The sequence below is a fragment of the Kitasatospora sp. NBC_01246 genome (assembly GCF_036226505.1).
In the GTDB taxonomy this organism is placed as follows: Bacteria; Actinomycetota; Actinomycetes; order Streptomycetales; family Streptomycetaceae; genus Kitasatospora.
On sequence record NZ_CP108484.1, the window covers coordinates 4438568 to 4451931 of the forward strand.

The window sequence follows — 13364 nt, forward strand, 5'->3', positions numbered from 1 at the left end:
AGTGCGGCAAGGGCCTATAGCTCAGACGGTTAGAGCGCTTCCCTGATAAGGAAGAGGCCACAGGTTCAAGTCCTGTTAGGCCCACCACCGCGAAGGGCCCGGAGCGATCTCGCTCCGGGCCCTTCGGCGTTTTCGTGCCCGGACCGGGGAACCACGGGCCCGCCCCGGGGGTTGTCCGGGGGAGGGCGGGTGGAGGGATGGTGGCGGTATGGCGCTGTTCTGGGCGATGAGCATTCCCGGACTGGTCTGCGCGCTGGTCGTGCTGGCCTTCGTCGATCAACTGGCGCTGCGGGCGCGCCGGGCCCGCTGGATCCCCTGGCGGGGGACGGGCCGTGAGGGGCAGATCTCGTCGACCGGCTTCGAGCAGCTGCACGCCCAGTTCGCGGCGGGCAAGCAGCACGAGCTGGACGAGCGGCGCAGCACGCTGATGCTGCGCGACGAGGAGGGGGAGGGGGCTCCGCCGCGGACCAGGGTGGACCTCGCCTCCGGTACCGCCGTGGTGGTCACGCCGCCCCGCCGGTGACCGGTCCGGGTCGGTCCGGAGGGCGTCCTGGGGCCGCTCACCGGCAGGCCGACCGTACGACAGGAGGTGTGGCGTCAATCCTCCGGCCGGACGGGTCGGTTGGCGGCAGCGGTGGCTGGTCACGATTGGGACACCGGTGTGTATCATCGGCCGCAAGGGCAGTCTGGCACCCGGCAGCCCGTTCGTGCTCGTAAGAACCCATGGACTCGTCGGCCCGGCCAATCCGGTCGGCGCACGGCTGTTGAGTCCGATACGCAAGAAGGACGAGGTCCCGCGGTGAAGAAGCTTCTCCTGGTCGCCCTGGTCGCCCTCGGCGGCTTCTTTGTCTACCGTCAGGTCCAGGCGGACCGCGCCGAGCAGGACCTGTGGACCGAGGCCACCGACCCGGTCCCGGCCGGTCGCTGAGGCCCCGGACGATCTGACGATCGACGATCTTCGGAGACGCCGCAGCGCGTCTCCCCGGTCGGTCGGTCCGGTCGGACGACCGGGCCGACCGGCTCTTCCGGCACCGGCCGGGCACCAGTGCGGGGACGGGGCGTGGGATTCGCGCCGGGACCCGGTACGCTAGTGCCCGGCGGTACACGCGGTGCCGTCGAGGGGCTTTAGCTCAGTTGGTAGAGCGCTGCCTTTGCAAGGCAGATGTCAGGAGTTCGAGTCTCCTAAGCTCCACAGACGAACAGCCGATCGGCCGCTGACCTGAATCCGGGTCAGCGGCCGATCGGCGTTCTGCGGGGGTGCGGGCCGGTCAGTGCGGCTTGCGCGGGTCGTGCGGCTTGGGCCGGTCCTCGTCGTGGTCGGGCCCGTCGGGGGTGGACGAGCCGGGTTCGACGGCGCCGGACTCGGTCGGGACGTCCGGCGCGGCCGCCGTCTCGGCCGTGGAGCCGTTCACCGGGCTGGTGGTGGCCGCGTCGACGGTGCCGTCCGCGGTGCCGGCGCTCGTGGCGTGCGAGCCGCCGGGGCGCGGGGCGGCCGCGGCCTCGGCCGGGCCGGGCGCCGGGGTGGGGGTTCCGGTCGTGGGCTCGACGAGCCACTCCGGGTCGCCCTGGTGCCGCCACCACTGCCAGACCAGGATGCCGCTGCCGATGGCGACGGCGCCCGCCACGGCGAGGCCGGTGGCCCAGCCGTTGCGGTGCTCCTTCCTGGCGTTGCGGGCGGCGAGGTCGCTGATCTCGGCCGAGGTGACGTGGCCCTGCAGCGCGGTCAGCGCGGCGGCGCCGCGGGTCTGCGCCTCCAGCGCGACGGGCGTGACGGTGGCGCGGGCCTCCTCGACCGCGTGGGCGACCTTGGGGACCACGGTGGAGCGGGCCTGGTCGGCGGCGCGGATCGCGGAGAGCCGGGCCGCCAGGGCGGTCTCCTGGGCCCGGTGGAGGGCCTTGAGGGTGTTCTTCTGGGCTTCCGGGGGAAGGCTGGCGAAGGCATGCTCGAACTGCGGGGCGATGTGCTTGGCGTACTGGACACGGGCGCTGTGCGCTGCCTGGGAGGCCTTCGGCCCGACGGCGTCCACAGCGGGCCCCAGCCGCTGCTTCGCGCCGTCCGCGAGGTGCACCGCGGTTTCCTTGGCGGTGGCGGCGTAGGGCGCGAGAGTTTCCCGGGTCTTGCCGGCCGTCTCACGTGCTGAGTCCAAACGGGTCACGAGTCTCTCCTCCTGGTGGCGTCCTATATGCACTTATCCACCTAAATGCTGATCATGCATGTTGATTTGTCTGAGAGCACTCCGGAGTGGGCCGTACGCGGGGTGCGGCGGGTCGCCCGGTCCGGCGTCCGGGGCCCGGATCCGGCCGGTGGAGATCGCTCGGCGCCGACCCGCCGCAGTACGCTGACGATCCCGGTGCCACCCGTACGGCGGGTGCCGGCGGGACCGCGCCGCCGACGTACGAGAAGGGGTTACCGCTGATGCTCCCGGACGAGTCCAGGCCGCCGACGGACGAGGACCCGCGGCCGGGCGGCGGGTCCGGGGCGTCCCGCTGCTACCGGCACCCGGAGCAGGAGACCGGTATCGGCTGCTCCCGGTGCGGCCGGCCGATCTGCCCGAAATGCATGGTGAACGCCTCGGTGGGCTTCCACTGTCCGGATTGCGTCAGCGGGGACAACCGGCAGGTGCGGCAGGCGACCACGCGGTTCGGCGGCAAGCCGGCCGCCGACGGCGCGCTGGTCACCAAGGTCCTGCTCGGACTCAACCTGGCGGTCTTCCTGCTGGCCGCCTACGTGCTGGAGCCGTGGCTGGCCGAGGACCTCTCGCTGTTCAGCGTCGGCCCGCAGATCACCGGCTTCCCGTACGGCGTGGCGGCCGGGCCGGACCAGTGGTACCGGCTGCTGACCGCGACCTTCCTGCACGTCGCGCCGTGGCACATCGCCACCAACATGGTGATGCTCTGGGTGATCGGTCCCTCGCTGGAGGCGGCGCTCGGCCGGATCCGCTTCCTGGCCGTCTACCTGCTGTCCGGCCTGGCCGGCAGTGCGTTCGCCTTCCTGCTGGCCGGCGGCTTCATGAACTCGCTGGGGGCGTCCGGCGCCATCTTCGGCCTGCTCGGCGCGACCGTGGTGATGTACAAGCAGACCAGGACGCCGCTGGGACCGGTGATCGCGCTGCTGGTCTTCAACCTGATCGTCACCTTCTCGGTGTCCGGCATCGACTGGCGGGCGCACATCGGCGGGCTGGTCGCCGGCACGCTGACCGCGATCGGGCTGATGTACGCCCCGCGGGAGCGCCGGACGGTCGTCCAGGCACTGACGGTGGCGGGGGTGGCCGGGCTGGTGCTGCTGATGGTCCTCGTCGGGACGGCCCGCTACGGCGGGTGACCGTTCCGGACGTTTGTCCACAGCGCGTGGGGGGTTGTGCACAGCCGGTGCGCCAGCCGGGCTGTGGACTGTTGTTCTACGCGTGTCCCGCTGTGCGTATTCGGCATTCGGGGGACCGCGCGCACCGGTGCGGACCGCGCGCCGGACGCGAGTTATCCACAGGCCGGGGAGACTTTTCCCCAGTGTGGATAACCATGTGGATAAGCGTGATAAGCGGGATAACCGCCGTCCGGTGTCAGGACACACCGAGGCGCCGCCCCGCACGACGCTGCCGGGGCGGCGGAGCGGACGCTCAGGGCCTGGGCCCCGGCGTCACTTCCACTGGGTGGAGACGCCGAATCCCGCCGCGATGAAGCCGAAGCCCACCAGGATGTTCCAGTTGGCCCAGCTCTCGACCGGCCAGGTGCCACTGGTCACGTAATAGGTGACGATCCAGACCAGACCGACCAGGAACAGTGCCAGCATCAGAGGGGCTACCCAGCTTCGGCCCGAGCTGATCTTCACCGTTGCCACCGTCGGCGGGGTGTAATCGGACTTCTTGCGGAGTCGAGACTTCGGCACGAGGAGCTCTCCTGTCGATGCGCTGTGAGACCGCGCAGGGGTTCAGCGGGTGGGGCGGCTGGTGGGTGGCGGCTGTGGAGAACGTTAGGGGAACCGGTCCCGCACATGCCACCGGCGTCCGTTAGCGTAGTGGCTCGGCGGGTCTGAAGGAGATAAGGGTACGGTGCCTAATTTGTCGATTCCTCCTCGGCCTGCCCGCTCTCGCGCCGCCGGCATCCGAATTGTCGGCCGTGCCCTGACCTGCGCCGTCTTCGCGCTCGCCGGCCTGCTCTTCTACATCAGCGCGCAGACCGCCCGCGGGACCGATCTGCGGACCGACAACTCGCTGCTGAGCCTCGGCGACGTGATACGCCAGCGCAGCTCGCAGAACCAGCAGTCCCAGGAGCAGCTCGCCGACCTCCAGGCGCGTTCCCAGGCGCTCACCGGCCAGCAGGGGCGCAGCCCCGCGGACGCCGCCCGGCTGACCGCCCTCCAGCAGGCCGCCGCCCTGGAACCGCTGCAGGGGCCCGGACTGACCGTCACCCTCAACGACGCGCCGCCGAACGCCACCGCGCGCATCCCCGGGGTGCCCGAGCCCGGCGTCAACGACCTCGTCATCCACCAGCAGGACATCCAGGCGGTGGTCAACGCGCTCTGGCGGGGCGGCGCCGAGGGCGTCCAGGTGATGGACCAGCGGCTGATCGCCACCAGCGCGGTCCGCTGCGTGGGCAACACCCTGCTGCTCCAGGGCCGGGTCTACTCGCCGCCGTACGTGGTCAAGGCGGTGGGGCGCACGGACGCGCTGCGGTCCGCGGTGGACGCCGACCCGACGATCCGCAACTACCTGCAGTACGTGCAGGCGTACGGGCTGGGCTGGAAGGTGCAGGAGAGCGGCGAGCTCAGCGTGCCCGGCTACTCCGGGACGGTCGACCTGGGTTCGGCCGGGGGACAGTGACGGCCGGCCGGTGACCACCGGTCCGGGCGCCGCTCCGGCCCGCCGCCGCGACCCGCCGGGCGGGCCGCCGGAGCACAACGGGCGGGCGCTGCCGGGGACCGCTCCGGCCCGCCGCCGCGACCCGCCGGGCGGGCCGCCGGAGCACAACGGGCGGGCGCTGCCGGGGAAGGGCGCCTCACGCGCCCGGATCACGGGTCTACTCTTGACCCCAGTCTGTTGCGTCGAGGGAGCACCATGTACGGCTGGATCTGGCGACACCTTCCGGGGCACCCCCTGGTCCGGGCCCTCATCTCGCTGCTCCTCGTCCTGGGGGTGGTCTACCTCCTGTTCACCTACGTCTTCCCGTGGGCGGAACCGCTGCTCCCCTTCGGCGACGTCACAGTGGACGGCGACGGCGGCGCCGCCGGCTGAGCCCGGCGGCCCTGCTCCTCCTCCCAGTCCCCGCAGCCCACGGAGATAGCGCGCGAATGACCCCCCAGCTGACCTCGCCCCGCATCCTGGTCGTCGACAACTACGACAGCTTCGTCTTCAACCTGGTCCAGTACCTCTACCAGCTCGGCGCCACCTGCGAGGTGGTGCGCAACGACGAGGTGACGGTCGAGCACGCGGTGCGCCGCGCGGGCGCGGAGGGCTTCGACGGGGTGTTGCTCTCCCCCGGCCCCGGTGCGCCCGAGGAGGCCGGGGTCTGCATCGAGATGGTCCACCACTGCGCGCGGACCGGGCTGCCGGTCTTCGGCGTCTGCCTGGGCCTGCAGTCGATCGCGGTCGCGTACGGCGCGGTGGTCGGCCGGGCGCCCGAGCTGCTGCACGGCAAGACCTCGCTGGTGGAGCACGAGGACGGCGGCGTCTTCGAGGGCCTGCCCTCGCCGCTCACCGCGACCCGGTACCACTCGCTGGCGGTCGAGCCGGCCACCGTGCCGGACGAGCTGGTGGTGACCGCCCGGACCGAGAGCGGCGTGATCATGGGGCTGCGCCACCGCGAGCTGCTGGTCGAGGGCGTCCAGTTCCACCCGGAGTCGGTCCTCACCGAGGGCGGGCACCGGATGCTCGCCAACTGGCTGGCCGAGTGCGGCGATCCGCAGGCCGTCGGCCGTTCGGCCGGGCTCGCCCCGGTGATCGGCCGGGGCTGAGCGGCATGACCGCGGTGCGTCCGGAGGGGCGATACCAGGCGGGCGCGGATCCGCACGGGGCCGGGGCGCCCGGCCCGGGCGGCCGGCACCGGCAGCCTGCCCCGCAGTACGGCGGCCGGGGCCAGCAACCGCCGGAGAGCCAGTACCAGCAGTACGACCCCTACGGTGCGCAGCCGCTCGGACCGGGCGACCCGGAGCACGGTGGTGCCGAGGACGGCTGGAGCGTCTACGAGCAGGCCGGACAGGCCGCTCCGGGCGACCCGGCCCACCCGGGGCAGCCCGAGTACCCCTGGCTGGCCGACCAGACCCTCCAGCTGCGGCTCCCGGCCCTCGCCGACGACGGCACGCCCCCGCCGCTCGGCGGCCGGGCCGAACGCCGTCGTGCCGCGCAGGGCCGGATCTCGGTGCGCTCGGGCGGCGGGCGCCGCCGGGCGGCCGACGGCGCGGCCACGGGCCGGGCGCGGCCCAAGGAGTCGCCGGCCGTCGTGGTCGCCCGCCTCGTCGGCGAGCTGTGCATCACGCTCGGCCTGGTGATGCTGCTCTTCGTCTCCTACCAGCTCTGGTGGACCAACGTGCAGGCCGACGCGGCCGCCGACGGTGCCCGCAACCAGCTGGAGCAGCAGTTCGACGCGGCCCAGCCGGCACCCGGCGCGGCCGGGCAGCCCGCGCCGGACCCGGCGAAGCCGGAGACCTTCGAGCCCGGCAAGGGCTTCGCGATCATCCACCTGCCGAAGCTGGGTCTCAAGTTCCCGATCGCCGAGGGCACGTCCAAGTCGGCGGTGCTCGACAAGGGCCTGGTCGGGCACTACGCCGGGACGGGCATGCCGGCCGACAAGGCGGGCAACTTCGCGCTGGCCGCGCACCGCAACACCCACGGCGAGCCGTTCCGGCACATCAACCAGCTCGGCAAGGGCGACAAGATCGTGGTGGAGACCGCCACCGCGTACTACACGTACGAGATCACCGGCGGCATCCCGGAGACCCCGCCGTCCAACGTGAGCGTGATCAAGCCGGTGCCCAACGGCTCCGGGTACACCCAGGCGGGCCGCTACATCACCCTGACCACCTGCACACCGGAGTTCAGTTCCAAGGCTCGCCTGATCCTCTTTGGCAAGATGATCGAGGAGCGGCCGCGGAGCCAGGGCAAGCCGCCCGGCCTCACGGTCGGCTAGGGCCTGCCGGACAAACCCCGGCGGGCCGCGGCGGACGGCCGCCGCACCGGATGGACAGCACGCGAAGGGGAGTACGAGTGACCCAGGACGAGACGGCGCAGGCAGGCCCGCCGCCCGCGCCCGCCCGTCGGCGACGGGGCCGGGCGCTGGCCGCGCTCGGCGTCCTCGGCGAACTGCTGATCACCCTGGGGCTGGTGCTCGGTCTCTTCGTCTCCTACTCGCTCTGGTGGACCAACGTGGAGGCCGACGCCGCCGCGGCGCAGGCGGGTGACCGGCTGCGCGGCGCCTGGGCGGCGGGGCCGACCAACGCTCCCCCGGCCGCCCCCGGCGCCCCGAGCCCCACCGCCGCGCCCGGCACCGGCACCGGCCCGGCCCCCGTGGCGGGCGACGGGATCGGCTTCCTGCACGTGCCCGCGATGGGCCGGGGCTACCAGGTGCTGATCCGGATGGGCACCGACGCCGACACCCTGGCCGAGGGCGTCGCCGGGGTGTACGAGCAGCCCTACCGGGCCGCGATGCCCTGGGACGCCACCGGGAACTTCGCGCTGGCCGCCCACCGGGACGGCCACGGGGCGAAGTTCCACGACCTCGACGCCGTCCACCGGGGCGCCGCGATCGTCGTCGAGACCAGGGACAAGTGGTACGTCTACCGGGTCGACAGCACCCTGGCGGAGACCTCCAAGTACGACACCGGCATCGTCGCCCCCGTCCCCAAGGGCTCGGGCTACCAGGCGCCCGGACGGTACATCACCCTGACGACCTGTACGCCGGTCTACACCTCGCGCTACCGGATGGCCGTCTGGGGCAGCCTGGTGCGGGTGGACGACATGGACGCCGCGCGCACCCCGCCGACCGAGCTGAGGTCCTGACCCGGGCACGGCCAAGCTACCGGGCCGGACCGGAAAGCCCGAGGGCCCGTCGCAGCACCTGCGACGGGCCCTCGGGCGTTCCCGGCGTCAGAGCCAGGGGAACCAGGGGTTAGGGGTTGCCCCCTTTGGTGTTGGAGGGTGACGGGTTGGCGGGGTCGCCCCCTTTGGTCGGCTCGGGCGGCTTCACCATCAGGGTGACCGACTGCCCCGGGTCCAGCTGGGTCCCGGCGCCCGGCATCGAGTTGGTGACCGTGCCGTTCGGGTCCTGCGAGCCGAGCAGGGTGTAGCCCAGGCCCTGCTTCTGCAGCTGCGCGATCGCGTCCTTGACCGGGACGTTCTGCAGCGGCGGGACGGTGGCCTTGTCCGGCGCCTTGAAGATCGTCAGGGTGATCTTCGAGTTGGCCGCGGCCTTGGTGTTCGGCTGGAGCGACTGCGACGCGACGGTGTTGACCTTGGTCGGGTCGTTGGTCGGCGTCGTCTTCGAGGCGTCGACCTGGAAGCCCGCGCCCTCCAGGGTGGCCTGCGCGGCCTCCTTCTGCTGGCCGACCACACCGGGGACGGAGACCTTGGCCTTGCCCTGCGAGACGGTGAGCTTGATCTGCGCGGTCGGGTCGCCGGCCGCGTTGGCCGCCGGGTCCTGGGCGATGACCGTCTCCGTCGGAGCGGTGTCGTCGTCCTTGTACTCGGGCTGCGCGATGTTGGTGAAGCCGGCGTCGTTGAGCGCCTTGACCGCCTGGTCCTTGGTCAGGCCGACCACCTTGGGCACGGTCGCCTTGGCCGGACCGGAGGAGAGCTGCACCGTGATCGTGGCGGCCTCCGCGACCTGGCCGCCGGCCGCCGGGGTCTGGGTGCAGACCTGGTCCTTCTTGACGTTGGTGTCCGGGCAGGCCACCTTCTCGCCCTCGGTCACCACCAGCTTGGGGCCGCTCTGCGCGGCGAGGGTCTTGGCCTCGGCCAGCGTCTTGCCCACCAGGCTCGGCGCGACGACCTTGGCGGGCTCCTTCTTGTCGCCGCCCTTGTTGCCGAACATCGCCTGGGCGACGAAGAAGGTGCCGACCAGGACCAGCACGGCGGCGACCGCCAGCACGATCCAGGAGGTGTTGCTCTTCTTCGGCGGCTGCTCGCCGCGCCGGCCCCCGCCGCGGCCGTAGCCGTCGTCGTAGCCGTCGTTCCCGCCGCCGCCCGGGGCACCGGCGTAGGTCTGCCCGTAGCCGTCGTCCTGGTAGCCGGGCTGCTGGCCGTAGCCGGCCTGCGGGAGCATCGTGGTCGGCCCGCCGCCGGGCTGCTGCGGCAGCACGTTGGTCTGGCCGTACGGGTCGTGCTGCTGCGGGTAGCCGTTCTGGTCGTAGCCGTACCCGGCCGCGCCGCCCATCCCGTAGGCGGCGGCCTGCTGGGCGGCGGCCACCGGGAGGCCGTCGAGGAAGCGCTCGATGTCGTCGCGCATCTCGTCGGCGCTCTGGTACCGGTAGTCGCGGTCCTTGGCGAGCGCCTTCAGCACGATCGCGTCGATCTCGGGGCGCACTTCGGGATCGAACACGGACGGCGGCTGCGCCTCCTCCCGGACGTGCTGGTAGGCCACCGCGACCGGCGAGTCGCCGACGAACGGCGGCCGCACGGTCAGCAGCTCGTACAGCAGGCAGCCGGTGGAGTAGAGGTCCGAGCGGGCGTCGACCTGCTCGCCCTTGGCCTGCTCGGGGGAGAGGTACTGGGCGGTCCCGATGACGGCGGAGGTCTGCGTCATGGTCATCCCGGCGTCGCCCATGGCCCGGGCGATGCCGAAGTCCATGACCTTGACGTTGCCCTGCCGCGTCAGCATCACGTTGGCGGGCTTGATGTCGCGGTGCACGATGCCGGCCCGGTGCGAGTACTCCAGGGCCTGGAGGATGCCGATGGTCATCTCCAGCGAGCGCTCCGGCAGCAGCCGGCGGCCGGAGTGCAGCAGCTCCCGCAGCGTGGACCCCTCGACGTACTCCATCACGATGTACGGGATGGAGATGCCGTCGATGTAGTCCTCGCCGGTGTCGTACACGGCGACGATCGCGGGGTGGTTCAGTGACGCCGCGGACTGCGCCTCACGGCGGAAGCGGGCCTGGAAGGACGGATCACGGGCCATGTCGGCCCGGAGCGTCTTCACAGCGACGGAACGGCCGAGCCGGGTGTCATGGGCGAGGTACACCTCGGCCATGCCGCCGCGTCCGAGGACGCCGCCGAGCTCGTACCTGCCGCCTAGGCGACGAGGCTCTTCCATAGTTCCGACCCTCTCCCTCACCCGCCGGTGAGGTTGTGACGTAGGTGTCCCCGCACGCTCCGAGTGACGCCGGCGCGGGCCCGGGTGGTTCTGCGATCAGGACCCTTCGACGCTTCGCGGGCGGCAACGGGCACACCCGCTGCTGCGGATACGCTACCGGTCGCACTGCGCCGGACCGGAGTCGGCCGTGGGCCGATACCAGACCGGTATCCGTTCGGCGGGGCCGATCGTGACATTCGACGCACCCGTGACGGCCGCTCCCTACTTGCCGAGGGCGGCCTGCATCACCGCCTTGGCGATGGGTGCGGCGAGCCGGCCGCCGCTGATCCCGTCACGGTTGTTGGAGCCGTCCTCGACCACCACCGCGACCGCGACGGACTGGCCGTCGGGGGTCTTGGCGTAGGAGGTGAACCAGGCGAACGGCAGCCCGGCGTTGTCCTCGCCGTGCTGCGCGGTGCCGGTCTTGCCGCCGACCGTCAGGCCCGGGATCTTGGCGTTCTTGCCGGTGCCGTTGTCGACCACCGAGACCATCAGGTCCTGGAGCTTCTGCGCGGTCTCCGGGCTCATCGCCTGGGAGTACTGCTTCTCGGTGTGCTTGGAGATGGTGGTCAGCGAGGCCGAGCGCTCCTGGTCGACCAGGTACGGCTGCATCAGCGAGCCGTTGTTGGCGATCGCGGCCGAGACCATGGCCATCTGGAGCGGGGTGGCCCGGGTGTCGTGCTGGCCGATGGAGTCCAGCGCCACGCCGTCCGGGGTGGAGTTGGTCGGAAAGACGCTCTTCTCGGACCGGACCGGGGTGTCCACGGTGCTGTTGAAGCCGAACTTCTCGGCCTGCGCCCGCATCTTCTCCTTGCCGAGCTCGGTGCCGATCTTGCCGTAGACGGTGTTGCAGGACCAGTCCATGGCGACCTTGACCGTGGCGTTCTCGCAGGGCTCGTTGTCGCTCTCGTTCCTCAGCTCGGTCTTGGTGCCCGGCAGGATGTACGGCTTAGGCGTCTGGGTCTGGTCGTCGACGCTCTGGAACACGCCGTTCTCGAACGCCGCCGCCGCGGTGACCAGCTTGAACGTCGAACCGGGCGGGTACGTCTCGCGCAGGGCGCGGTTGAGCATCGGCTTGTTCGGGTCCGCGTTGAGGTCCACCCAGGCCTTGGAGTCGCCGGACTCGCTGCCCGCGAAGGCGCCGGGGTCGTAGGACGGGGTGGAGACCAGCGCCAGGATCGCGCCGGTGCGCGGGTCGAGCGCGACCACCGCGCCCTTCTTGTTGCCGAGGCCGTCGAAGGCGGCCTTCTGGGCCTTGGAGTTGATCGTCGTGACGACGTCCCCGCCCTTCTTCGGCTCCCCGGTCAGCATGTCCAGGGTGTTCCGGAAGAACAGCCGGTCGTCGCTGCCGGAGAGGATGCCGTCCTCCAGCTGCTCCAGCTGGCTGGCGCCGAAGGACTGCGAGGAGTACCCGGTCACCGGCGCGTACATCGCGCCGTCGACCCAGGAGCGCTTGTACTTGTAGCGCAGGCCGTTGACGAAGTCGGACTGGGTGACCGGCTTGCCGTCGACGATGATGTTGCCCCGCGGGTGGGCGTACCGGTCGTACACCTGCCGCTTGTTGTTCTTGTTGGTGGCCCAGGCCTCGGCCTGGACGCCCTGCACCCAGTTGGTGCGCACCATCAGGGCCAGGATCAGGACCAGGCAGAAGATCGAGACCCGGCGGATCGGCTTGTTCACGAGGCTGCTCCCCCCTGGAGCTCGGTGGCCGGGGCCGGTTCCACCCCGGGGCGGCGGGCGCTGTCGCTGATCTTCAGCAGGATCGCGATCAGGGCCCAGTTGGCGACCACCGAGGACCCGCCCTGGGCGAGGAACGGCATGGTCATACCGGTCAGCGGGATCAGGCCGGTGACGCCGCCGGCGACCACGAAGACCTGGAGCGCCATGGCCGAGGAGAGGCCGACGGCGAACAGCTTGCCGAACGGGTCCCGGGCCGCGATGGCGGTGCGCAGGCCGCGCTGCACCAGCAGGGCGTAGAGCATGAAGATCGCCATGATGCCGGTGAGCCCGAGTTCCTCGCCGAACGAGCCGAGGATGAAGTCGCTCTTGGCGGCGAAGTCGATCAGCCAGGAGCGGCCCTGGCCGAGGCCCGAGCCGGTCACCCCGCCGGAGCCCAGCGCCATCAGCGACTGGCCGATCTGTTCCGTCGAGCCCTGGGGCGGTTTGGGCGTGAAGGCGGCCATCGGGTCGAGCCAGGCGTCGATCCGGGTCTTCACGTGGCTGGCGGTGGAGGCGACCGCGACGGCGCCGCCGACGGACATCAGCAGGCCGAAGACGATCCAGCTGGTGCGCTCGGTGGCGACGTACAGCATCACCACGAAGAGGCCGAAGTACAGGAAGGACGAGCCCAGGTCGTTCTCGAAGATCAGGATCAGCAGGCTGAGCAGCCAGATCACGATGATCGGGCCGAGGTCGCGGCCGCGCGGCAGGTAGAGGCCCATGAAGCGGCGGCTGGCCAGGGCCAGGGCGTCCCGCTTGACCATCAGGTAGCCGGCGAAGAACACGGTCAGGATGATCTTGGCGAACTCACCGGGCTGGATCGAGAAGGCGCCCATCCGGATCCAGATCTTGGCGCCGAAGTCCTCCTTGCGGGCCGGGAAGAAGGCCGGCGCCGCGAGCAGCACCAGGGCCGCCGCCATCGAGATGTAGGTGTAGCGCTGGAGGACCCGGTGGTCCTTCAGGAAGATCATCACGAAGATGAAGAACGCCACCCCGAGGCCCGACCACATCAGCTGGTTGGCCGCCGCGGGGTAGTTGTTGTGCAGCAGCTTCCCGGCCTTGTCGAGCCGCCAGATCATCACCACGCCGAGCCCGTTGAGCAGGGTGGCGATCGGCAGCATCAGCGGGTCCGCGTAGGGCGCGAAGCGGCGCATCAGCAGGTGCGCGACCAGTGCCAGCGCCCCCATGCCGAGGCCGTAGCCGAGCATGCCGGCCGGTAGCGAGTCGTCCATCGCGAGGCCCACGTTGGCGTACGCGAGGACCGGCAGCAGCACCGCGAACGCCAGCATGGCCAGCTCGGTGTTGCGTCGGTTGGGCGCGCCCTGCGGGGAGATGGTGGTGTTGCCCCGGCGCCGGGAGGAGGCGCGGTC

General features: G+C 71.6%; 13 protein-coding genes and 2 tRNA genes. 10 read left to right on the plus strand and 5 right to left on the minus strand.

The window, feature by feature from the left end:
• Positions 1 to 10: 10 nt before the first annotated feature.
• The 4 genes from OG618_RS19535 to OG618_RS19550 all read left to right on the plus strand — a co-directional run bounded on the left by OG618_RS19535 (position 11) and on the right by OG618_RS19550 (position 1192).
• Positions 11 to 87: transfer RNA gene (locus OG618_RS19535), tRNA-Ile, on the plus strand.
• Positions 88 to 208: 121 nt separating this feature from the next.
• Complete coding sequence (locus tag OG618_RS19540; protein ID WP_329488808.1) at positions 209 to 523, plus strand: DUF6191 domain-containing protein; 315 nt, start codon at positions 209 to 211, stop codon at positions 521 to 523.
• A gap of 276 nt (positions 524 to 799) precedes the next feature.
• Positions 800 to 928, plus strand: coding sequence for a DLW-39 family protein (locus tag OG618_RS19545; protein ID WP_014137031.1), 129 nt, complete (start codon positions 800 to 802; stop codon positions 926 to 928).
• Between the two features lie 191 nt (positions 929 to 1119).
• Positions 1120 to 1192 (plus strand) — tRNA-Ala (locus OG618_RS19550).
• Positions 1193 to 1268: 76 nt separating this feature from the next.
• Here OG618_RS19550 and OG618_RS19555 read toward each other — a convergent pair.
• Entirely contained in the window at positions 1269 to 2156 is an 888-nt protein-coding gene (locus OG618_RS19555; protein WP_329488809.1) for a DUF5324 family protein, read from the minus strand.
• 260 nt (positions 2157 to 2416) lie between these two features.
• On the opposite strand from OG618_RS19555, the gene OG618_RS19560 reads away from it, so the two are divergent.
• Positions 2417 to 3322, plus strand: a complete 906-nt coding sequence (locus OG618_RS19560; RefSeq protein WP_442906826.1) for a rhomboid family intramembrane serine protease — start codon at positions 2417 to 2419, stop codon at positions 3320 to 3322.
• Positions 3323 to 3634: 312 nt separating this feature from the next.
• Here OG618_RS19560 and crgA read toward each other — a convergent pair whose 3' ends face one another.
• Positions 3635 to 3883 (minus strand): cell division protein CrgA, encoded by a 249-nt coding sequence (crgA, locus tag OG618_RS19565; RefSeq protein WP_329488811.1) that lies wholly within the window; start codon positions 3881 to 3883, stop codon positions 3635 to 3637.
• Positions 3884 to 4055: 172 nt separating this feature from the next.
• On the opposite strand from crgA, the gene OG618_RS19570 reads away from it, so the two are divergent.
• From OG618_RS19570 to OG618_RS19590, 5 genes are all read left to right on the plus strand, one after another.
• Positions 4056 to 4817 carry a DUF881 domain-containing protein gene (locus OG618_RS19570; RefSeq protein WP_329488813.1) on the plus strand — a complete coding sequence of 254 codons (762 nt, stop codon included), beginning with the start codon at positions 4056 to 4058 and terminating at the stop codon, positions 4815 to 4817.
• 234 nt (positions 4818 to 5051) lie between these two features.
• Positions 5052 to 5228, plus strand: a complete 177-nt coding sequence (locus OG618_RS19575) for a hypothetical protein (protein ID WP_329488814.1) — start codon at positions 5052 to 5054, stop codon at positions 5226 to 5228.
• 56 nt (positions 5229 to 5284) lie between these two features.
• The gene (locus OG618_RS19580) at positions 5285 to 5947 is read left to right on the plus strand and encodes an aminodeoxychorismate/anthranilate synthase component II (RefSeq protein ID WP_329488815.1); all 663 of its coding nucleotides are present in this window, start codon (positions 5285 to 5287) and stop codon (positions 5945 to 5947) included.
• Between the two features lie 5 nt (positions 5948 to 5952).
• Positions 5953 to 7119 (plus strand): class E sortase, encoded by a 1167-nt coding sequence (locus OG618_RS19585; RefSeq protein WP_329488816.1) that lies wholly within the window; start codon positions 5953 to 5955, stop codon positions 7117 to 7119.
• Between the two features lie 50 nt (positions 7120 to 7169).
• Complete coding sequence (locus OG618_RS19590; RefSeq protein ID WP_442906827.1) at positions 7170 to 7988, plus strand: class E sortase; 819 nt, start codon at positions 7170 to 7172, stop codon at positions 7986 to 7988.
• A gap of 109 nt (positions 7989 to 8097) precedes the next feature.
• On the opposite strand, the gene pknB is transcribed toward OG618_RS19590, so the two are convergent.
• From pknB to OG618_RS19605, 3 genes are all read right to left on the minus strand, one after another.
• Positions 8098 to 10236 carry a Stk1 family PASTA domain-containing Ser/Thr kinase gene (gene pknB, locus OG618_RS19595; protein WP_329488818.1) on the minus strand — a complete coding sequence of 713 codons (2139 nt, stop codon included), beginning with the start codon at positions 10234 to 10236 and terminating at the stop codon, positions 8098 to 8100.
• Positions 10237 to 10497: 261 nt separating this feature from the next.
• On the minus strand, positions 10498 to 11955 hold the full coding sequence (locus OG618_RS19600) for a peptidoglycan D,D-transpeptidase FtsI family protein (RefSeq protein ID WP_329488819.1): 1458 nt from the start codon (positions 11953 to 11955) through the stop codon (positions 10498 to 10500).
• Positions 11952 to 13328: an FtsW/RodA/SpoVE family cell cycle protein gene (locus OG618_RS19605; protein ID WP_329492179.1), complete on the minus strand. Its 1377-nt coding sequence runs from the start codon at positions 13326 to 13328 to the stop codon at positions 11952 to 11954. The genes OG618_RS19600 and OG618_RS19605 overlap by 4 nt, the downstream gene beginning before the upstream one ends.
• Positions 13329 to 13364 lie beyond the last annotated feature (36 nt).